Here is a 20,691-nt window from a genome sequence, read left to right as displayed (position 1 = left end):
CAATCATCGTGTGGTGGCCGTCAGTTGAGGAGGAGACAGGCGGGCCAGCCGCCGCTGGTGCCTGTGGCCAGGGTGTGCAGGGTCAGGGCGATGCCGGCACTGCCCTCGACCAGGCCGGGCAGGGCGCCTGGCGGGGTGTCGCGGGCGTGGGCGAGGAGCGTGTCGAGCAGGCGCGGGAGACGGTTGGCGAGGGCTGGGGTGGCCGCGGCGGCGGCGAACGCGGTGGTGGCCAGCAGCCCGGCCCAGCCGTGGCACAACGCCGGGTCGATGATTCGGGCGAGCTGGGCGGGATCGGCCAGGCACCGGGCGAGGGCGTTCTCGGCCGCCTCCTGTCGGGCGGCATCGTTCAGGGCGAGGGCGGCCAGCTGCTGGGCCCTCGCGAGGCCAGGGGTGCCGTAGCACCAGGACGGCCGCAGCGGCCCTTCCTGTGACGGCTGGCCGGCGCGGAGGTCGTGCACGGTGATCCGCTCGGGCCACCACGGTCCTGCCGGTGCCTCTTGGCGCCAGTCCTCCAGCCACCGGCACATGCGCTTGATCGCGGCCCTCTGCCCCTCAACGGCCACTCCCTGTCTTATGGCCAGGGCCAGAAGGGCGAGAGGACCACAACAGCCGTGGGCCATACCGAAGTTCGATTCTCCGGCGGCGTAGGCGGGATCGCGGTCGTGGGCGGAACTGTCGTGGGTCCACCAGCCCGGCGCGTCCGCTCCCGCTTCGTCGTTGACCTTGACCGGCTCGGTCAGCCGCACCAGATAGGCCAGGACCCGGCGAACGAGATCGCCGTCCGGCTCGCGGTGCAGGAGATAGGCGCCGAGGCCTGACAAGCCGCGGGTGAGATCGAACTCGTACTGCGAGGGCCGCTGCCCGGCGTCCATGCGGGCGTGGGCGGCCGAAAGCCGGGAGTTCACGAGTTGGGTGACGCCGTCGTCGAGGCGGGCCAGCGCGCCCGGGTAGCTGCCGGGGACGGCGGTGGCCAGAGCGAAGGCGACGGCCGGGGCACCGAACCACAGGCCCGCCCCGGGGCCGGCGGTGAGGTCGTCGCGGGTGGCGCGGGCCAGCCACGCGTGCACCGGCTCCATCCCGCCCAGTTCGTGCTGGGCACGCAGGCCGTGCAGGACGGCGACTCCGGCAGCGCCCTTGGACAGCGACTGGTCGCGCCAGCGCGGACTGCCGGGGCTGAAGTCGCCCTCGCCCTGCGGCGGCGGGGGCACCGCCAGGGCGAGGGCGAGTTCGTCGGCCATGGCCGCGGCCCGCTCACGCAGGTGGGACATCTCCAGCACGGTCACCGCTGCCCTTCCTCCCGGCTCCGGGCCGCGCGGGACAGGGCGACGGCCCGCGCCAGCTTGTACGTGATGGCCTCGCCCTGCGGATCGATCCCCAGGGCCCGTACGTGGTGCAGGTGCAGCACCGAGCCGAGCACCGTGTCCGGAGTGTGCCGGGTGATCGAAGATGTGAGGCAGGCGGTGTAGCGGGCCGCCGCTTCGGATCGGCGTGTCCATGCGTCGGCGACCTCACTCCCGCCCGGCAGCTGCCGCAGCACCTCACGATCGGCAAGGCGGAGGGCTTGGCGGCGCATGTCACGGTCCTGGGCGGGGGCGCCGGACGCGTGCTCGGGATGTCCGAGCAGCCAGTTGGTCGCCGCTGACGGGCCGCCGAGCACGGCATTTGCGAGGTCGAGAAGGCTCGCCGCGGCCAGTGCCTGCGCGGCGATGTCCTGGTGAGCGGAAAGCAGGTGCAGTTGGGTCAGGACGGCGGCGGAGTCGGCGGCGAACAGGGCCTCGGCCGCCTCCATCGCCTGACCGGGGTCCCGTAGCGGCCGGTCTCGGGGCGGTAGGCGTCGAAGGCGATCTCACCGACCAGAGAGGCTTGCCGCAGACCATCCGCCCAAGCCGCGATCCGTCCCGCAGCCCGCTCACGGTCCGCATCGTGAAGGCGAAGCCGCAGATGCGGGCCGGGGTGGTGGTAGCGGGCGAACCACCACCGGGGCGCTGTACCCCACTGCTGAAGCAGGGCTGGAAGGTGCTGGGTGAGGACCGTGTCGAACGTCTGCGGCGGTCCGTACAGCTTCACGTACACGACTCCCGAGCCGTCGCCGGGGTCAGCGACGGGCAGCGGGGCGGGTCCAGTGAGGGCCAGCGGGGCGGGATCCGGCGGTGCGGTCGCGGTGAGCGGGACGACGATCTCGTGGGCCCGTCCGCCGGCCCAGCCGTACTCGTCGGCCCTGGGAGCCGCCGAGAGGGTGATGGGGCGGTCTGCGGCCTTCAGGTGGGAGCGCAGGAGTGCGTGGTCCATGGGTTCGTCCAGGTCCAGGCGCAGTTGGTGGTCGCCCGCGCCGACCGCGATCCAGAGGGGCAGTCCCTGCCGTTCACGCACCTGGTCGAGCACCTTGTCCCACGTGCTCGTTGACGCGTCGGGGCCGGGGAGGTCAGCCGGGTTCAGCCGCCACTGGGCGGGGGCAAGGATGCTGCGGCCGTAGCGGAGGCGGGGCCGGTAGGGCAGGCAGGCGGCCGTGCCCCAGTCGAACGCGGTGACCTGCGGGTGGACGGACCGGGGGATCTCGAAGATCAGCCGGGCCAGGGGCGGCATGGTGTGCCGTGCCCGGGCGTGCGGCACTACCGCCTCCACCACCCGCCGCCGCGATCGGGAGACGACGTACAGCCGTGTCGTGTCGGCGGTGAGGGCGAGATCCGTCACCGGGATGATCTCGTCGGCCGCCTCGCGGTGCTCGGCCAGAGGGATCACGTACGGCAGGACGGGCGGGACGCGCAGGACATTCTCAGAGCGCGGATGCCGGGGCGGAAACGAGAGTTGAGCGAGAAGGGCCCCTTCAGTTGCAGGCAGCCAAGCGCCGTGCGCGGAATTTGGGCGCTGGTCCTCCTCGTTCAGGAGGTCGAGGAAGCGGCCGGTGCCCGCCGCGATCCGGCCGAACCCGACGACCCCGAGCCTGAAGTCGCCCCTGGTGATCGCCTCGGGCGAGGCGGCGCGAAGGTCGGCCCACAGACTCACCGCCGACACCGGCCGCTGCATCGCGGCACCCTCGGGGGCCGGGAGGTCGAGGACGGAGTCCAGGACGATCTCGCGGGCGCCGTCCAGGGCGGCCTGCCCAGCCCAGGTGAGCAGGGCCTCGTCCCGGGCGGAGACGTGCCGGGGCGCGGGCGACTGGGTGAAATGCGCGGGGAAGCCGAGCCCGGTGGCGGAATGGACCACGTCGGCCAGCGGCACCAGGGTGCCGGGCCCGTACCGGGCCGTGAAGCGGCGGTGGTAGTCCAGCCAGGAGGCGCTGACGGTGGGCACGGGGCTGAGCCGGATGAGCGCGTCGGCCGCCGCGGCGGCTTCGTCGGCGACGAGGTGCGGCAAGACCAGGGTGGCGCCGAGCCGCAGGTCCGCCCTCAGCGGCTGGTCCACAGCCCCGGACAGGGCTCGCATCCGCCCGGCCGTCACCCGCCGTGCCCGTGTGTCGCCCCACGTCCCGGTGTCGCCCAGGGCCGTCAGCTCGTCGTGGATGGCGTGGAGCTCGTTTACCAGCGGTGCGATCTGCGGAGCCTGGTCGCCGAACTCACCGGCGGCATGATCGACGGCCGGCCGAAGGGCATGTGGCTGATCGTCTGGAAGGAACGATCTCATCCCGGGGCGCAGTTGAGGATCACGGACGCCGACGGCATGCGGATCACGTGCTTCGCCACCAACACCACCCGCCGGCCCATCGCCGAACTCGAGCTCCGCCACCGCCGACGGGCACGGGCCGAGGACCGCATCCGGGCCGCCCGCGCAACCTCCCCCCCCTGCACGACACCGCGCAAAACAGGGTCTGGCTGGAGATCGTCCAGATCGCACTCGACTTGCTCGCCTGGATGCGGATGCTCGCCCTGACCGGCAACGCCCGGCTCTGGGAACCCCGCCGCCTGCGACTGCGGCTGTTCTCCACTGCCGCCCGACTCGTCACCACCAGCCGCCGCTACCTCCGCCTCGCCAAGCGCTGGCCCTGGACCGATCTGATCACCAATGCCCTGGACCGGCTCCACGCTCTCCCGAACCCCGGCTGACCAGTACCTTCCCATCCCCACGAGCAGCACCAACCCACCGGAGCCGTGGAACCGGCGCCCACCCGACGCGACAGCCGGGCAGTTGACCTGCCCACCATCAGACACAGAACACGAAACGGTCTGCCAACTCCGTCCGCAGACCGTCACGAAAGATCGAGGTTAAGGGCTTGCAGGGGATCAAGGTGTTGCTTCCCGTTGTGTGGCTCGTTGGTGTGGTATGCGCATCCCGATTGAGGCTCGTACCCAACTCTCCGTGAAGTTCGAGGTGTTGTTCCCTCATCTGGACGAGCGGCAGCGTCGGCTGTTGATGGCCGCGGAGGCCCGTGTCCTGGGGCACGGTGGGGTCCGGGCCGTCGCGCTGGCGGCCGAGGTGAGCGAGACGACGGTCCGCAAGGGGGTGTTCGAGCTGGAGGCCGGCGAGGAGCCCCTGGGCCGAGTGCGGCGTCCGGGCGGGGGCCGCAAGCGGGTCGCGGAACTCGATCCGGGGCTGCGACCGGCCCTGCTGGCGCTGGTCGAGCCGGATGTGCGGGGTGATCCGATGTCGCCTCTGAGATGGACGGTGAAGTCGACCCGCGCCCTGGCGAGGGAGCTGACCCGGACCGGGCACCGGGTCAGCGCGGACACCGTCGCAGATCTGCTGCGGGAGGAAGGCTTCAGCCTGCAGGCCAACGCCAAGACCCTTGAGGGCAACCAGCACGTCGACCGGGACGCACAGTTCCGCTACCTCAACGAGCAAGCCCGCGACCACCGGGACGCCGGCCAGCCGGTGATCAGTGTGGACACCAAGAAGAAGGAGGTGCGACACGATGCTGCACGAGCTGAGTGAATGCGCTGGTCAGAGGCCCGACGACTGACGTCGGCAGCGTGTTCCTGGCCAGTGCTCAAGGCCAGTCCCCGCCCCGACGTGCGTTGCCGGTAACGGCTCGGTGCGGAGCTCGGGGGAGAAGCCCAAGGGCCTGCGTTCCATCCGCAGGCCACAGGCAAGGGGAAGACCGGACGGGTGAAGGCGACTGAACCCCTGATGATGCTTCGTGATCTTTGGCCCCGCAGATGGGATGTTCCAGCGGGGTGCAGGACTGGCCGTTGAGAAGCGGCAGGCGCCGGTTGGGGATTCTTTGTCAGCCGGGAGAGCATCGCCGTCCCGGAGTTAAGGGGGCACCCATCCCGGTCGTATCTCGCTCGCGTGGAACGTGGTAACCCCGATGGGGTCCGGAGGCAGTTTCTTCGGTAAGCCGACCGTAAGGAAGGCCCAACTCCCCAGTGGGCACAGGATGATCCAAATAGCCAAGGCCGGCAGCCGAAAGGCAGCAGGAAACCGGGACTGGTGGCCAGCGCCTCCGCTGGTCGTCTCGCATAACTGGCCGGATACGGGCACTGCCCGGACCCGAAAGGGTGCTGACGTGGATCAGGTGGGCCTGTGAGGACCCGATGACCATCAACGCTCGAACCGAAGGACAAGTTGGACACCATGGCGACACCGAAAGGCACGGCGGGCTCCGCCGTAGTTGACCGGGCTGCGGTGAACGGACCGGAGGGCGACCCCACCGACTGGCTGTCGATCGACTGGCAGGCGACGGAGGGAGAAGTAAGGCGGCTGAGGCAGAGGATCTTCACGGCGTCGCAGGCAGGGGACCTCAAGCGGGTCCGCAATCTGCAGAAGTTGATGCTTCGTTCCCGCGCCAACACGCTGGTGAGCGTGCGGCGGGTCACGGAGGTCAATGCTGGCCGCAGGACGGCGGGCGTCGACGGGATGGTTGTACTGCTGCCCCGGGGAAAGGCCGAGTTGGCCGACTGGTTGCAGCACAAGGCCGCTCCGTGGAAGCCCAAGCCCGTCAGGCGGGTGTTCGTACCGAAGGCGAACGGGCGTCGAAGGCCGCTCGGGATTCCCGTGATCTTGGACCGGTGTCTCCAGGCCCTGGTTCTCGGTGCACTCGAACCCGAGTGGGAGGCACGGTTCGAGCCGCGATCCTACGGATTTCGGCCTGGCCGTGGCTGTCACGACGCGATCCAGGCCATCTTCCAGGCCGCGAAGGGCAAGGACCCCAAGCGGCAGTGGGTGCTGGACGCCGACCTGACGGCGGCATTCGACCGAATCAATCATGATCGGCTTCTGACCCTGCTCGGGCAGTTCCCCGCCCGGGGTCTGATTGAGCAGTGGCTCAAGGCCGGGGTGGTCGACCAAGGGAGATTTGCCCCGACGGTAGAGGGGACCCCACAAGGCGGGATCGTCTCTCCCCTCTTGATGAACGTGGCCCTTCATGGGTTGGAGGGGGCGGCTGGGGTCCGCTATCGGCAAACCGGTGCTCACGCCGGGGAGACCGAGGCGGGGTCGCCGATTTTGATCAGGTACGCCGACGATCTTGTGGCCCTGTGTCACAGCCGTGAGGAGGCGGAATTGGTCAAGGCTTGGCTGGCCGAGTGGCTGGCGCCCGGGGGCTTGGTCTTCAACGAGGACAAGACGCGCATAGCGCACCTCGATGACGGCTATGACTTTCTGGGGTTCAACGTCCGTCGTTATCGCGGCACGCTGTTGATCAAGCCGAGCAGGGCTGCCCTGCAACGGATTCGGGACCGGCTCTCCGCCGAGGTGGTGAACCTGAGAGGGGTCAACGCCGCGGCGGTGATTGCCAAGCTCAACCCGATCATCCGGGGCTGGGCCGCCTACTACCGGGGCGTGGTGTCCAGCGAGGCGTTCGCCTCCTTGGACTTCCACATGTGGAAGCTCACCTACAAGTGGGCCAAGCACAGCCACCCGAAGAAGTCGAAGCACTGGGTGGCGTCCCGATATTTCGGACGGTTCAACCGGTCCAGGCAGGACCGGTGGGTGTTCGGTGACCGGGAATCCGGGGCCTATCTCACCAAGTTCGCCTGGACCAAGATTGTCCGGCACCAGATGGTTCCGGGCCGGGCGTCGGTCGACGACCCGGCCCTGAGCGAGTACTGGGCTGCACGACGGAGCAAGCGGAAACCCCCGCTGAGTACGACAGGGCTGCGACTGCTGCAGAAGCAGCACGGCCGCTGTCCGCTCTGCGACGGGCTCCTCCTGCACGTCGACCACGAGCCGCAAAGCCCATCGGAATGGGAACAGTGGCTCAAGGTGACCCGACAGGCGGTCCGCAAGAACGCGATCACCGCCGAGCCGGGCCGCAGCACACCGGACAGCGCCGCCTATCTCCGCCTGATCCACACCCACTGCCACCGCTGGCGCGTTGCCAGCACCGGCAGTCGGACAGCACTGCAACCTGCCAGCAGCCCTCCGGGGCCTGCTTGAGCCGTGTGCTCGGACGACGGGCATGCACGGTTCTGAGGGGGCGGGAGCACAGCAATGTGCTCCCGCTACCCGACCTCGTCGGCGAGTTCAAGAACGACGGCCGCCAGTGGCGCCCGGCCGGCGGTCCGGTGCCGGTGAACATGCACGACTTCGCCGACCCGAAGCTGGGCAAAGCGATCCCTTACGGGGTCTACGACCCGGCGGCGAACACCGGCTGGGTCAACGTCGGCACCGATCACGACACCGCCGCGTTCGCGGTGGAATCGATCCGCCGCTGGTGGCACGGCCAGGGCCAAGCCGCCTACCCGCAGGCGACACGGCTGCTGATCACCGCGGACGCGGGCGGCTCCAACGGCTACCGAACCCGAACCTGGAAGCTTGAGCTCGCCCGCCTCGCCGCTGAAACGGGGCTGACGGTCACCGTCTGCCACCTGCCGCCAGGCACATCGAAGTGGAACAAGATCGAGCACCGCCTCTTCTCCCACATCACCATGAACTGGCGGGGCCGTCCGCTGACCAGCCACGAAGTCATCGTCCAGTCCATCGCTGCAACGACCACCCGCACCGGACTGCGGGTGCATGCCGAACTCGACACCGGCACCTACCCGACCGGAGTGCAGATCGGTGACGCGGAGATGGCGGCTCTGCCGCTGACCCGCCATGGCTTCCACGGCGACTGGAACTACGTCCTGCATCCCCAGCCGGCCCCGGCCGTCCCGGCGGTCCGGGCTTCGCGGACGCCAGCGCAGCAGTGGAACCAGACTCTGCTGACCGACCCCGCTCTGACCGGCATGTCTCCGCAGCAACTGAATGACCTCACACAGACTCTGACCCCGGACGGGGGCGACCGGCGTGGCCGCCCGCCAAGGCTCGCCTTCCCCGATCAGGTCCTGGCCACCGTGCTCCACCTGCACCTCGCCCTGGCCGCGGAACCCCTCGCCGTACTCTTCGGCAGCAGCCGCACAGCCATGCACCGCACCCTGCTGAAGATCAGGAAACTGCTGGAAGCACACGACATCGTCATCCCACCCGCGACCACCCCACCCGCTGCCCTCCTGCCCCTCCAGACTCGGATCCTCGCCCAGACCAGCGACCTCGAAAACAAGATCAAGACAACGCGTTAATGATCTGCAAGCCCTTAGGGCTTGTAAAGAATCAACGCGTTGCTTCGTGGTCTCTGTGTCGTTGGTGTGGTATGCGCATATCGAGCGATGTGCGTGACCAACTTGCCCTGAGGTTTGGGGTGTTGTTCCCGCATCTGAATGAGCGGCAGCAGCGGCTGGCGCTGGCTGCCGAGGCCAGGCTGTTGGGACACGGCGGGGTGAGGGCCGTCGCGCGTGCCGCGGGGGTGAGTGAGACAACGGTGCGCAAGGGCGTCTTCGAGCTGGAGGGTGGTGAGGATCCACTGCCCGGTGGCCGGGTCCGCCGGGACGGCGGCGGCCGCAAGAGCGCCGAGGACCTTGACCCGCTGCTCGTTCCGGCGCTGCTGGCCCTGGTCGAGCCGGATGAGCGGGGCGATCCGATGTCGCCGCTGCGGTGGACGACCAAGTCGCTGCGGTCTCTGGCCGGGGAGCTGGCACGGCAGGGCCATGCCGCTTCGGCGCCAACAGTGGGCCGGCTGCTGCGGGAGAACGGCTTCAGTCTGCAGGCCAGTGCCAAGACCCTCGAGGGTGCTCAGCACCCCGACCGCGACGCCCAGTTCCGGTACATCAACGACCAGGCCAAGGGCCATCAGACGGACGGCGAGCCGGTGGTCAGCGTGGACACGAAAAAGAAGGAGGTCGTCGGGGAGTTCAAGAACGCGGGACGTCAATGGCGGCCGGCTGGCGAACCCGTGCGGGTCGACGTCCATGACTTCCCCGGTGACGCGCTGGGCAAGGCCCTGCCCTACGGCATCTACGACCTGGCGGCGGACACCGGCTGGGTGAACGTCGGTACCGATCACGACACCGCGGCCTTCGCGGTCGAATCGATCCGCCGCTGGTGGAACGGGCAGGGACGGCACGACTACTCCGGCGCCACCCGCCTGCTGATCACCGCCGACGCGGGCGGCTCCAACGGCTACCGCACCCGCGCCTGGAAAACCGAACTCGCCGGTTTTGCCGCCGAGACGGGCCTGACCGTCACGGTCTGTCATATGCCTCCAGGCACATCGAAATGGAATCGGATCGAGCACCGACTGTTCTCCGCGATCACGATGAACTGGCGCGGCCGCCCGCTGACCAGCTACGAGGTCATCGTGCAGTCCATCGCCGCGACCACCACCCGCACCGGGCTCACCGTCCACGCCGAGCTGGACCCCGGCAGCTACCCCACCGGGGTGAAGATCAGCGACGCTGACCTGAACGCGGTGCCGCTGACTGGCCACGCCTTCCACGGGGAATGGAACTACACCGTGCACCCCCGGCCCACCGAGCCGACGACCCCCGGCACACCAACCGCCCGCCTTGACCGCGAGACCCTGGCGCACCCCGCCCTGACCGGCATGACCAGCACCGAACTCACCGAGCTGACCACAGCCCTGGCCCCGCCCTGGCAGGCGCTGCACACCCCGGATCGCACTACCCGATGCGACGGCGGCACCCGACGCCGAGCCCCGGGCGGCGGCCGCAAAGCCAAACTCGACCTGACCGATCGCGTCCTGGCCACCGTGCTGCACCAGCACCTCGCCCTACCGCCCACCGTGCTCGCCCGCCTGTTCACGGTCAGCAAGGACACCATCCGCGAGGCCACCGGCGAGATCCGACGACTGATGGACCAACACGGACACACCCCTGCCCCCGCGGTAGCACACCTGACCACCCTCACCGGCCTCCACGTCTACGCAACCGCACACGGCGCAGCCCCCGCGACAGAGACCGAAGCAACGCGTTGATTCTTACAAGCCCTTAGCGTGAGGGATCACGCACGCTGGGGAACGCACCGGCGCTTGGTGTGGGCGGTAGGGATCTTCCGCGGAATCCGCCGCAGAACAAGCCGGACCGGAAGGACCAGGGGTGCCGTTCATGTCCTGGAGGCCACCTGGCATTCGGGATGAGAACTCCTCAGTGTGAGATCACCGGATCCGATGCCGCCGGGCGTGGCGGACAACGGCGAAGCCGAGGGCGGCGAGGGCGGCGGCCACGGCAGAGGAGAGGAGCAGGGCGCCTGCCGTGCCGGTATTGGCGAGTGCTGAACGAGGTGAAGGGGGACCGGTGGGCTCCGCGGACGAGAGCGGCACCGGTGGCGAGGTTTGCCCGATGGGTTTGGGGGCCGCTGAGTCCTGAGTGGCAGCCCCGGCATGCGGGCCAGGGACGCGGCTGTCCGGGGCCGCTGTGGCGGGAGAGTCCGAATGGACAGAGCCGTGGGATGCTGTGGACGGAGAAGGCCGGGCGGACGAGAGGGAGTTCTTGATCGCCATCATGCCCCGGGGCGAGTCGGCAAGAATCGCGTAGGCCCCGAGGTTCATCGCCGTCTCGTAGCCGTCTCGGTTGTTGATGCCGAAGAAGACAGTCTTGACACCGGGGTGAGTGTGAAAGCAATCGGAAGCCCTCTGGTCCCACATCACGGCCTTCGGAACGGGGCTGATACCCCTGCCGAGGGTGTATTCCTCGGTCAGTTCGACATCGCGCCGTAGCTCGAAGCCGGACCAGCTCTTCGCGGCCGGCGGGGACTGACAGGCACCGGTGAGACGGGAGATCGCAAGTCGAGTGCGGGTGGTGTCGCGGTCTTCGAAGAGCTGCGCCTGCGGATATCGAGCGAGGGCGGTGAGGTTGTCGCGCTCTGTGGAGTAGAAGCGGACGTGGGACCAGGCGCCTGCCTTGCCGATCGTCTTGGCCACTGCGGCTGCAGCGTCCGGGAGGGGGGAGAATTTCAAATCCAGAAGCACTGGCATGGATGGCGGGATGGCATCCAGGGCGTCGGCCAGGGTGGGGATCGGGGTCGGGGACTTCCGGTACGGGTAGGTGGCGTCGCCCTTCCGGGTGCCGATGGAGAAACTCCAACCGGCATTCAGACGGCTGAGTTCGGCTGCGGTGTGGTTCGCGACGGCTCCTTTGCCATCGGTCAAGGCGGACAGGTCAGCGGGGCGGTACAGGACAGGAATACCGTCGGAACTTACCTGGACGCTCAACCACATCATGTCGACCTTCTGCGCCAACGCACTCTTGATGGCGGTGATGGTGTTCTCGGGTCGGTCACTCGTACCCCCTCGGTGGGCGATCACCAAAGGTGGCATGGCATTCTTGTCAGACATGTTCCCCGAAACACGTGCAGCGGCAGGAGTCTTACCCAGTGCGGCGGTGGTGAGCGCGAACACTTGACTACCCGTCAGGACAAGCGTGATTGCTCCGGCGGCGGCAATCGTTCGTCTTCCGTGCATGGGGACCTCCTGCTCAGGTGGAGTTACGATTCCACCAACGGAGCGGAACAGGCGGTAGAGTAGGAAGTCCTGGAATGAGTGTCGCGCAACTGTCGAGTGTCGGTCCGTCGAATTCCAGTGATGCTTGTCGAGTTGGCCGGGAGATCGGCCGGTGGGGAGAGCACAGCATGATGCCTTCTGATGCGAACAGAATAACCCGTGTCCTTGTGGTGGATGATCAGGAACTGATCAGGCAGGGCATAACGTCGCTGCTAAATGTTGCTCCGGACATGGAAGTTGTCGGGTATGCAGGTGATGGCGCCGAGGCAGTTTCCCAGGCACGTACGCTGCGCCCGGATATCGTCCTGATGGACATTGAGCTGCCGCGCCTGAACGGAGTGGAGGCTGCCGGCAGGCTTCTGTCCATGCATCCGGCTCCGAAGGTCCTTATGCTGACGGCATTCAACAGCGACGAGCACATCCTGGCGGCGTTGGAACTCGGTGTATCAGGTTTTCTCCTGAAGCAGCTCACGCCGGATGAGTTGCGTAATTCGGTCCGTACCGCCGTATCCGGAGGCACGGCCCTTGGTCCTGAGGTGGCCGCTTTGGTGGCAAGCAGACTGGGCCGCGCGTACATGGGTTCCCCGAAGGTGGTGGCGCGTCTGCAGCTGCTCAATAAAGGGGAGTTGGAAGTACTCAAACTGATACGAGAGGGTCTGCCCAATGGAGCCATCGCCGTGCGGCTCCATATGAGCGAGCACAGCGTGAAGACCTATGTGTCGCGCATCTTGAAGAAGCTCAGCCTCGACAACCGTACACAGGCTGCGATTGTTGCCTACGAGGCCGGTCTGCGCTGATCGCAGTTGATGGCGACCTATGCCTCCGAGGAATCGGACATCGGAATACATGCCTCGACGCGATAGCCGTTGTCTGCCGTTGGCCGAGCCGTGAACGTGCCTCCCGCCTGCTCGATGTCACGTTTGAGTAGAGAGAGTCCATGGCCTGTTCCGCGAAACCAGGGTGGCGTGCGCTTCGGCTCCGTGTTCTCGATAGTGACCAGCAGTGTGTCGTTGTTCTGCCGCAGCCAGTACATGACCTGGGAGCTGCTCGCGTACCTGGTTACATTGCTTAGTGCTTCGGCTGTTACGCGGTAAACGAGCTGCAGGGAGGCGCACATCCTATGTGTCTCTCCGCTGAGGTTGACCTCTGTATGGATGGAGAGCCCGTATTCCTGATACTTCCTCACAAGGTCGGCGAGATCGGCCATGGACTGACCTGGCTCCTCGTCAGGGCCGCAACTGTTACGGGACTGTGTGCTCAGTACATCGAGGATCTGCCTCATGTGCTGTGATGTGGCCTTCCCTGTGTCGATGATGGACTGGCACAGGGTCCGGATCTCGTCCGTCGCGTCCGGGTGATCGGCGATCGCCCCAGCCCGCAAGGTCATCAAGCTGACGTCATGTCCGATTCCGTCATGGATCTTTCTCGCCAACCGTGCGCGGCTGGCTAGCCGCTCTTGTGCGCGATGGCTCCGCTCCAGCCTGACGCCCTGCAGAAAGCTTCTGCTTTCCAACTCGGCCGTCCCTTCCAGAGCGTTGAGGAGCTGGCCAAGCAGAAATGGTAGTGCCACGGCCGTCGCCCCCTCGTAGATATTCAACCTGGCGTTGGGGGCGTACCCGAGAAGATGCGTGGGGTCGATCAGGATCAGCGCCATCGGTACGGCGATCAACATGAGAGACGGGCGATGCCGATGGATTCGCGCTGCTGTGTACGCGGCCAGGCTGAGCACCAGTTCCTGCGAAGTGATCGCGTAAGCGGCCACCGCACCGACGGAGAAGATGAATGGGACCCGGCGTCTGAAGAAGACCAGTACGGAGACAGCGAGAACTGCGGTGATTTTGACCCAGAGGTTCTGTACTCCGCCCAGTGCGTCGCGGTTCACCACCACGAGGGCCGAAGCGAGGACAGCGCATCCGATGGCGAGGAAGAAGTCCTTGCGTTTTGGCGGGAGTCGCACAAGTGTGGTTACTACTATCGGCGCGAAGAACCTCTCGCCTGGGCGGCGGGTTCCCTTGTCGGAGTCGCGGTTCGATGCGCTGCGTACCACCACGTCCCTCTTCCTTGGCCTGCCCGGACGTATCGGTCACCCATGTCGGCCGGCATAGAACGAAGGAGCACGACCCCGATCGGAGTCGAGGAACAGGGCCGAACTCCGAAGGCCGGTGGGGTGATGGTGCCCCAGTGGTCTACCCCCCACCGCAAGGCGCGCGTCGTCACCAGGGTCTGTGTTTATGGCATGGATGGCACCGGATGGACGTGCCAGACATGTTCGGGCTAGGCCTGACGTTTCGTTTCCGGGCCACACCACAGAATTTAGTTGTGCGCCACGTCGACTCTTCTCCTCGTCGGTGGACTGTTCAGTACGCTTTTGTCGCATTCTGTATGAAACATGTGGATGGAGTGGCCTCGAAGTAAGCCTTGATGGCCTGGTAGCACTGCATGGCTACGGACGGACTAGTGGCGAGGGCGGCGGCCCTGCTCCCGCAGTCTTGCCCGGCGTGCAAGTAGGTCTCGATCGACCGGGCCGTGGCCGGGACGGGGCAGCCCATAGGCGGTATGGAAATGATGGGTACTCCGAGGAAGCTGGCTTCTTCATACGGGCCGGTGGAGCGTATGAGTGCCACAGCGGAGCGCCGGAGGAGATGTGCGACTTGTGCATACGACTGTGCTCCGCAGACATGAAGATTGTGTAGATGAGCCGTTCTCCTCAGGACGGAGCGCCGCAGGCCGATGCTCATGTGGGCGGAGATCGCAAAGTTAACTTCAGGATTTCGTTGCGCCAGGTGCCGAATCAGCCCCTCGGCATACCGGAACGACTCGCTGTGCGCGTCACGCGCCGTGGTGTAGGCCACCACCAGAAGGTTAGGTGCGGCGTAAAACCTCGCGAGCGTCTCGTCCTTGAAAGCGGCCTCACTGGTGTAGATGAGCCTCAACGTGTCGGCGATCAGATCGCCGGTGATGGAGACTGCGGGTGGTATCTGGCACTCTTCTCCCAAAAGGCGTGCCCTGGCAGTGGACGGGGCGATGTGAAGTGAGGTCAGCAGGCTGTTGATGCCTCGCAAGACGGCCTGTGGGACCGTTTGCCTGCCCCCCGCGCTACAGAGCTGTGACTCCAGGTGGATAACCGGAATCCTTTTGATGTAGGCAGCCGCTGCCACTACATATGAGGCGGGAGCGTCACCGTAGAAAGCGACGAAGTCAGGTCTGATGCGCCCGAACAGCTCCACACAGTATGCGCGAAGTTGGGCATATGCATCCGCGACGGGAGGGGACTTCGCGTGCTCCGATGGGAGAATCCGGTGGAAGGAGCGCTGGTTGAACAGACGAAGAATTTCTGTGCACTCCTCGTATTCATCATTTCCGATGAATACCAACGGCCTGCCCCAGCCCGATGACTTGAGGTGTGCAGCCAGCGGTACCAGCCTAATGGCATCGGCTCTTGAGCCTATGTACAGGAATGCTCTGCGCAAAGGGGACAGCTCCATCCTCGTCCTTGCCTAGAGGCGGACTGTGATGCTCAGATGACGGATATGAGTGGAACCGCCGCCCCATCTCGCGTAGTCCGGCCGTGGCCGGGGGCGCTTCCTCATGCCTGGGAGGCGAACAGGCAGAGTTCATAAGGCGTGTGGCGCCATGAACTCGTGGAAGCGGCGCCATACGCCTCGCATCTCCGCAGGCCCCCGGATGTGCGCCAGGAGAAGAGACTGCGATTTCACGGCCGGATGCGCACACGCTCCAGTCAGGCCTTTGTGCCCACGTGAGGCACCGCTGATTCGTGTGCTGAGCCGTGTCGCACTTCCGCGGACCATGGGGGCCGGGAGTGCTTGGGTGGGACGCTAGCGCACTCACGGCCGACAGCACGCGGATCTTTCGATTGCTCATGAAGTCCGAAAGTTTCCCGAGGCGCGCCGATGGAGTACAGAACGGAAATACGAGAAAGGAGTGTCACCCGTAGGGTGCAATCGATAGCCGTATGGGGGACTTCCGTCCTCGTTGGCATACGTCGGGTTCCAGCGTGACGCCATAACCTGTTGCCGCTTCGGCTCATGATCCGGAGCCAGGTCAGCGTGAGGGGTGCTTTTTGATGTTGCGGCTGCTGAGTTCATCCGAGATGGTGTTGAGCCTTCCCGATGAGCCTGCTATCTGGGTGACCGGAGAGCTGGAATACCGGTCGGACCGGCCCTATGAGGTGTGCCTGGATATCTGCTTTTTGGAACGTACCTATTCGACTTGGAGGTTTTCCAGAGACCTGCTCTTCGAGGGAATCAAGCGAAGCACCGGAACCGGGGACGTCCGGGTCTCACCGGGGTGTGGACGATACCGTGCTCCGGGTAGAGAAATCGATATAGAACTGCATGGCGCACACGGTAAGCAGTGTCTGCTCACTGCGAATGCCACGGTGCTCCGAATGTGGTGTGAACAGGTCCTGAACTGCGTTCCGCAAGGAACCGAGGAAGAGCACCTGGACATAGGGAAGGAAATCGCGGCGCTGATGACGTGAGTCTCCAGGGCATAAGACGCTCGGACGGAGGCGGTGAACTGTCGGGTCGTTCGGGAAGTACTCGGATTGACCCGCGCTGACGCCCCGTTCCTACGCTGGCCGGCGGTCGCGTCGAGATTCCGCATTCGAGGAAGCATGCAGCACCAGGATGATCGTGATCGATGCTCGCTGCGGGACAATGCCACTCAGATAGGCAACTGTCGGCGTATGGGCTCATCTGGCTCTGGCAAGATTTTCGTAGTCGGAGATCATCTCAGTGCGGGGGTCGGCTGGTTCGCATAGCGGCGGAGGTGGGCGATCAGGACGACACAGTGACGGAGGAGCGGGACGCCGGCGCGTCCGGCCATCAGGCGTTTCTGCAGCTTGACGTCGGTGATATGGCCTTCGTTGACCCCGGAGTTGTAGGGGGGTGATTCCCTGGGCGACAGCGCGCTGGCCTTCGTGCAGAGCTCCGGCGAGGCCGGCGAGAGGGGCCAGTCCGCTGTTTGCGAGGTCGTCGAGCTACCGGTAGTTCGTTAGATCCGGCGGTGGCGTGGGTTGACGGCAGTTCGGGTTGGTCGTAGGCCGGTGGGAGGAGTCAACTGTCTTGTTGGGGGCTGAAGATGACCGCTCGCCGTCCGTGTCCGCCTGCGCCGGGGCCGTTGGAGGACTACGCGGCCCGGTTCGACGACCTCTTCTTCAGTCTGGCCCAGCGGCGAGGGTTTCGCGAGTATCTGACCGGGCTGTTGGCGCCGCGGGGGCGGAACAAGACGATCACATGTCTGGCAGGGGCGGAGCCGGTGGCGGGTGCGGGGATGCCGGGGGTGCAGCGGCTGCAGTTCTTCCTGTCCGAGTCGCCCTGGGAGGTCGAGTTGGTCAACGACCGGAGGCTTGAGCTGCTGCGCGAGCAGTCGGCGACGGCTCCGCGCGACGTCGGAGTCATCGTGATCGACGACTCCGGTGACCGCAAAGACGGCACCGCCACCGCGCATGTCGGCAGGCAGTGGCTGGGCCGGTTGGGAAAGACGGACAACGGCATCGTCACGGTGACCACGGTGTGGACGGACGGCCGTGTGTACTACCCGCTGCACGCGACTCCCTACACCCCCGCCCACCACTTCACCCGCGGCCGTTCCGACCCGGCCTTCCGCACCAAACCGCAGCTGGCCGCAGACCTCGCGGCCCGTGGGAAGGAGGTGGGCTTCGGCTGCCGAGCGGTGGTCGCCGACTGCGCCTACTCCGTGAGCGACGACTGGTATCTCGCACTGCGCGAGGCCGGCCTGGCCTACGTGGTCGCGCTCAAGCCGCACCGCGGCACCTGGGCTCCGGCCGACCAACCACACGCCCCCATCGAAGCGGCCCACGCCCTGGTCTGGAAGGATGCCAGGCGTCCCGGCGACTGGACACCCGTGGAGCGTCACTTCGTGACGGGGACTGTAAAACGTTCGGTGTAACTCCCGATCATGGAAGATGCATCGATGACCAGCAAAAACGTGACCGAGGTCGAGACTGCCGAGCCCTCTGAGGCGGTGCCGTCGAAGTCTGTGGACGACCGGCTGATTGACGAGCTGGTGGGCCGGGCTCAGGCCGAGGGTCTGCAGCTGACCGGCGAGGGCGGGCTGCTCCAGCAGCTGACCAAGCGGCTCCTGGAGTCGGCCCTCGAGGGCGAGATCACCGACCACCTCGGCTATGACAAGCACGATCCCGCCGGGAAGAACGGTGGCAACTCACGCAACGGCACCCGCACCAAGACGGTACTGACCGATGTCGGCCCGGTGGAGATAACCGTGCCCCGCGACCGTGAGGGTTCCTTCGAGCCGAGGATCGTCAAGAAGCGGCAGAAGCGTCTGTCGGGCGTGGACGAGATGGTGATCTCGCTCGCGGCGAAGGGCCTGACCACCGGCGAGGTCCAGGCCCACCTCGCCGAGGTCTACGGCGTCGACGTATCCCGCCAGACCATCTCCACGATCACCGACAAAGTCCTCGACGGCATGGCCGAATGGCAGAACCGGCCCCTCGACGCCGTCTACCCGGTGGTCTTCATCGACGCCATCCACGTGAAGGTCCGCGACGGGGCGGTTGCCAACCGGCCCATATATGTCGCCCTCGCGGTCACGACCGAGGGCCGGCGGGACATCCTCGGGCTGTGGGCCGGCGACGGCGGCGAGGGCGCCAAGCACTGGATGCACATCCTCACCGAGATCAAGAACCGCGGCGTGAACGACGTCCTCATGCTCGTCTGCGACGGGCTCAAGGGCCTGCCCGACGCGGTCGAGACGGTCTGGCCCCGCACCACCGTCCAGACCTGCGTGGTCCACCTGCTGCGGAACTCCTTCCACTATGCCGCCCGCCAGGACTGGGACAAGATCGCGAAAGTCCTCAAGCCTGTCTACACCGCGGCGACCGAGGAGGCGGCACTCGAGCGGTTCGCCGAGTTCGCCGACGCCTGGGGCCGGAAGTATCCGGCGATCGTGCGGCTCTGGGAGAACGCGTGGGAGGAGTTCACCCCATTCCTGCGCTTCGACACTGAGATCCGCCGCATCGTCTGCACGACCAACGCGATTGAGTCCGTCAACGCCAGGATCCGGCGGGCGGTCAAGGCCCGCGGCCACTTCCCCAACGAACAGGCCGCGTTGAAGTGCGTCTACATGGCGATCATGTCGCTCGACCCCACCGGCAAGGGCCAAGCTCGCTGGACCATGTGCTGGAAGACCGCCCTGAACGCCTTCGACATCACCTTCGACGGCCGGCTCTCCGCCGCCCGTCAGTAACCGCAACAACCACAGTTACACCGTTCGTTTGACAGACCCCCCGGCACGACAGCCAGGTTCTTTCTACGTGGCGTGGTGCCGGTTGCTCGTCGTTTCAGTGCGGGACTGATGCTGCTGTCGGCTGTGGCCGGAGCGCGTGAGCCGGCCGAGTCTGAGTTCCGCGCGCTGGAGAGGGAGCGGGAGAAGACGGGTGTGCGTCGATGGGCGACGTATGCGGCCGCCCGACCTCGCAGGACCGCCCGCGACGGAGGTGCACGGCCTGTTGGCGCAGCTACCGGGCCGGGCAGGAACCTGTGGCGGTTCACGGGGTTGGCCGGGTGAACCATTCCGTTACCGCCTCGAGGGTCTGTGTGGTGATCACGGAGGCGGTCTTCTTCGTGGTCGTCGCTCTGTACACCTCGGCCGGGTGAGCGGTGATCTCGCCCGAGGTGAGACCCATCACGGTCAAGGCAGCACCATTTCATCAGCACACCTGCCCGTGGGCGTACTTCGGCGGCAACCGGGAGGTGGAGGCGCCCTTGCAGGTCCCCGTCAGCCTGCATCGGTGCTGGGCCGACGAGGGCAGGATTCCGCCCTTGTTCCTCAGCCGCAGTCCGCGTCTTGCGCCACACTGCCGAGTTCCGGAAAGCGGTCCACTACTGCCCCCGGAGTGGCTCAAGGTGCATGCCGGAGGCGTCTGTGTCAGGGGTGTTGTGGCAGGCGAAGTCGCCCTTGGGGCGGTGGTGGAGGAGGGTCAGGCATTGGCCGAGGGCTTTCTGGCCGAAGTAGTTGGGGTGGATGGATTCCTGCTGGTCGCCCTGAGAGCCGAGGGCGACCAGGAATCGGATCCATTCGGCGCTCTCGGGCGGCTGGGGTGTGCTGAAACTGTTGTGGTTAGTGGCCTGGCGTGCGGTCTTGGCGCAGACCTCGTGGCCGTTGAGGGCATTTTGGAGGTCGAGGAACTGCACATGCTTCTCGGTGGCCGCGGTGTACAGCATGGCGGAGATCCGGGGGACTACGGAGTCGCGGGCCCAGGTGGAGTCATCGTTGTAGAGGGGGCATCCGCCGGAGTGGTGGCGCTCGTAGGTCTGGGGGTAGCGGTTGTCGCTGCCGCGGGGGATCGGTGAGGGGTAGGACTGGAGGATGAGGCGGTAGTCGTCGTCCTGGTAGCCCTTGTTCTGCATGACGGCACGGATCTCGTCGATGGCCTTGGCGACCTTGGGCTTGGCGTCGGTGATCCCTTGGGCGATCGTGGGATCCTGTTCGTCCTTGCAGTGCTTGGAGAAGGTGTAGTTCATGACGCAGGAGGTGATGATGCCGCTGAAGCCCAGGTCGTTGCCGCCGATGGATAGCACGATGAGCTTGATCTTCCCGTCCAGGTGGGCGAGTTGGTCGGCTTGGGGGGCTTCGCCTTTGAAGGGCTGCCCGCCGTGGGAGGTGCGGAAGATGTTGTCGCTGCCCGCACCGGAGCAGGCGAGGTTGACAGGGCGGGCCGGAATGCTGGTGCTGCTGACCTCAGCACTGTCGGAACGGTTGCAGCCGTTCTTGTATGAGTCGGCGTACACCCGTGCGGCGTCGTGGTTGCACCAGGACCATGATTCCCAGCAGTTGTAGGCGGCCCGGTCGGTGCCGTACCGGTCACCGGCCGGCGCGACGGGGACGCCGTTGCCCCGCCAGCGGCCGCCCTCGCCGGAGATGAAACTGTCCCCCATCGACACGATGACATGCGCGTCTGCGTCGAGAGCGTGGGC

13 protein-coding genes and 3 pseudogenes are annotated in these 20,691 nt (G+C 66.4%); 9 read left to right on the top strand and 7 right to left on the bottom strand.

The features are described from left to right. Positions 1-20 precede the first annotated feature (20 nt). From ACLJWH_RS37660 to ACLJWH_RS37650, 3 genes are read right to left on the bottom strand one after another with little or no spacing between them, the layout of a single operon-like run. Complete coding sequence (locus ACLJWH_RS37660) at positions 21-1,283, bottom strand: lanthionine synthetase C family protein (RefSeq protein WP_411146304.1); 1,263 nt, start codon at positions 1,281-1,283, stop codon at positions 21-23. Beyond that, positions 1,280-1,789 (bottom strand): thiopeptide-type bacteriocin biosynthesis protein, encoded by a 510-nt coding sequence (locus ACLJWH_RS37655; protein ID WP_411146303.1) that lies wholly within the window; start codon positions 1,787-1,789, stop codon positions 1,280-1,282. The genes ACLJWH_RS37660 and ACLJWH_RS37655 overlap by 4 nt, the downstream gene beginning before the upstream one ends. Continuing rightward, the gene (locus ACLJWH_RS37650) at positions 1,741-3,522 is read right to left on the bottom strand and encodes a lantibiotic dehydratase (protein WP_411146320.1); all 1,782 of its coding nucleotides are present in this window, start codon (positions 3,520-3,522) and stop codon (positions 1,741-1,743) included. Before ACLJWH_RS37650 ends, ACLJWH_RS37655 begins: the two co-directional genes overlap by 49 nt. Here ACLJWH_RS37650 and ACLJWH_RS37645 point away from each other — a divergent pair. The 5 genes and pseudogenes from ACLJWH_RS37645 to ACLJWH_RS37625 all read left to right on the top strand — a co-directional run. Further along, positions 3,479-4,040 (top strand): annotated as a pseudogene (locus tag ACLJWH_RS37645) (transposase); the annotation flags it as partial. The gene ACLJWH_RS37650 and the pseudogene ACLJWH_RS37645 overlap by 44 nt on opposite strands. Positions 4,041-4,257: 217 nt before the next feature. Continuing rightward, a pseudogene (locus ACLJWH_RS37640) lies at positions 4,258-4,839 on the top strand (ISAzo13 family transposase); the annotation flags it as partial. Between the two features lie 669 nt (positions 4,840-5,508). Continuing rightward, on the top strand, positions 5,509-7,311 hold the full coding sequence (gene ltrA / locus ACLJWH_RS37635) for a group II intron reverse transcriptase/maturase (protein WP_411146302.1): 1,803 nt from the start codon (positions 5,509-5,511) through the stop codon (positions 7,309-7,311). A gap of 71 nt (positions 7,312-7,382) precedes the next feature. Next, positions 7,383-8,435: pseudogene (locus tag ACLJWH_RS37630) on the top strand (ISAzo13 family transposase); the annotation flags it as partial. A 71-nt stretch (positions 8,436-8,506) separates the two neighbouring features. Further along, positions 8,507-10,186: an ISAzo13 family transposase gene (locus ACLJWH_RS37625; protein ID WP_411146301.1), complete on the top strand. Its 1,680-nt coding sequence runs from the start codon at positions 8,507-8,509 to the stop codon at positions 10,184-10,186. Positions 10,187-10,366: 180 nt separating this feature from the next. On the opposite strand, the gene ACLJWH_RS37620 is transcribed toward ACLJWH_RS37625, so the two are convergent. Further along, the gene (locus ACLJWH_RS37620; RefSeq protein WP_411146300.1) at positions 10,367-11,671 is read right to left on the bottom strand and encodes a glycerophosphodiester phosphodiesterase family protein; all 1,305 of its coding nucleotides are present in this window, start codon (positions 11,669-11,671) and stop codon (positions 10,367-10,369) included. 74 nt (positions 11,672-11,745) lie between these two features. Between ACLJWH_RS37620 and ACLJWH_RS37615 the strand changes: the two genes are divergently transcribed. Next, positions 11,746-12,507 carry a response regulator transcription factor gene (locus ACLJWH_RS37615; RefSeq protein ID WP_411146299.1) on the top strand — a complete coding sequence of 254 codons (762 nt, stop codon included), beginning with the start codon at positions 11,746-11,748 and terminating at the stop codon, positions 12,505-12,507. 17 nt (positions 12,508-12,524) lie between these two features. On the opposite strand, the gene ACLJWH_RS37610 is transcribed toward ACLJWH_RS37615, so the two are convergent. Continuing rightward, the gene (locus ACLJWH_RS37610; RefSeq protein WP_411146298.1) at positions 12,525-13,760 is read right to left on the bottom strand and encodes a histidine kinase; all 1,236 of its coding nucleotides are present in this window, start codon (positions 13,758-13,760) and stop codon (positions 12,525-12,527) included. Positions 13,761-14,067: 307 nt separating this feature from the next. Then, a complete protein-coding gene (locus tag ACLJWH_RS37605; RefSeq protein ID WP_411146297.1) occupies positions 14,068-15,195 on the bottom strand; it encodes a UDP-N-acetylglucosamine 2-epimerase in 1,128 nt (375 codons plus the stop codon). A gap of 599 nt (positions 15,196-15,794) precedes the next feature. Here ACLJWH_RS37605 and ACLJWH_RS37600 point away from each other — a divergent pair. From ACLJWH_RS37600 to ACLJWH_RS37590, 3 genes are all read left to right on the top strand, one after another. Next, positions 15,795-16,211, top strand: a complete 417-nt coding sequence (locus ACLJWH_RS37600) for an SsgA family sporulation/cell division regulator (protein WP_411146296.1) — start codon at positions 15,795-15,797, stop codon at positions 16,209-16,211. Between the two features lie 641 nt (positions 16,212-16,852). Continuing rightward, a complete protein-coding gene (locus ACLJWH_RS37595) occupies positions 16,853-17,644 on the top strand; it encodes a transposase (protein WP_411146295.1) in 792 nt (263 codons plus the stop codon). 24 nt (positions 17,645-17,668) lie between these two features. Continuing rightward, positions 17,669-18,961 carry an IS256 family transposase gene (locus tag ACLJWH_RS37590; RefSeq protein WP_411146294.1) on the top strand — a complete coding sequence of 431 codons (1,293 nt, stop codon included), beginning with the start codon at positions 17,669-17,671 and terminating at the stop codon, positions 18,959-18,961. Between the two features lie 635 nt (positions 18,962-19,596). Here ACLJWH_RS37590 and ACLJWH_RS37585 read toward each other — a convergent pair. Then, the gene (locus ACLJWH_RS37585; RefSeq protein WP_411146293.1) at positions 19,597-20,652 is read right to left on the bottom strand and encodes a GDSL-type esterase/lipase family protein; all 1,056 of its coding nucleotides are present in this window, start codon (positions 20,650-20,652) and stop codon (positions 19,597-19,599) included. Positions 20,653-20,691: the final 39 nt, after the last annotated feature.

Source organism: Streptomyces sp. x-80 (assembly GCF_046549095.1).
Taxonomy (GTDB): domain Bacteria; phylum Actinomycetota; class Actinomycetes; order Streptomycetales; family Streptomycetaceae; genus Streptomyces; species Streptomyces celluloflavus.
This window is presented reverse-complemented; position numbering and strand designations above follow the sequence as displayed.

Excerpts from the sequence above, each read along its gene's own strand:
- ACLJWH_RS37655 (WP_411146303.1), bottom strand. The coding sequence starts at position 1,789 with ATGGAGGCGGCCGAGGCCCTGTTCGCCGCCGACTCCGCCGCCGTCCTG.
- ltrA (WP_411146302.1), top strand. The coding sequence starts at position 5,509 with ATGGCGACACCGAAAGGCACGGCGGGCTCCGCCGTAGTTGACCGGGCT.
- ACLJWH_RS37625 (WP_411146301.1), top strand. The coding sequence starts at position 8,507 with ATGCGCATATCGAGCGATGTGCGTGACCAACTTGCCCTGAGGTTTGGG.
- ACLJWH_RS37620 (WP_411146300.1), bottom strand. The coding sequence starts at position 11,671 with ATGCACGGAAGACGAACGATTGCCGCCGCCGGAGCAATCACGCTTGTC.
- ACLJWH_RS37615 (WP_411146299.1), top strand. The coding sequence starts at position 11,746 with ATGAGTGTCGCGCAACTGTCGAGTGTCGGTCCGTCGAATTCCAGTGAT.
- ACLJWH_RS37605 (WP_411146297.1), bottom strand. The coding sequence starts at position 15,195 with ATGGAGCTGTCCCCTTTGCGCAGAGCATTCCTGTACATAGGCTCAAGA.
- ACLJWH_RS37600 (WP_411146296.1), top strand. The coding sequence starts at position 15,795 with ATGTTGCGGCTGCTGAGTTCATCCGAGATGGTGTTGAGCCTTCCCGAT.
- ACLJWH_RS37590 (WP_411146294.1), top strand. The coding sequence starts at position 17,669 with ATGACCAGCAAAAACGTGACCGAGGTCGAGACTGCCGAGCCCTCTGAG.
- ACLJWH_RS37585 (WP_411146293.1), bottom strand. The coding sequence starts at position 20,652 with ATGGGGGACAGTTTCATCTCCGGCGAGGGCGGCCGCTGGCGGGGCAAC.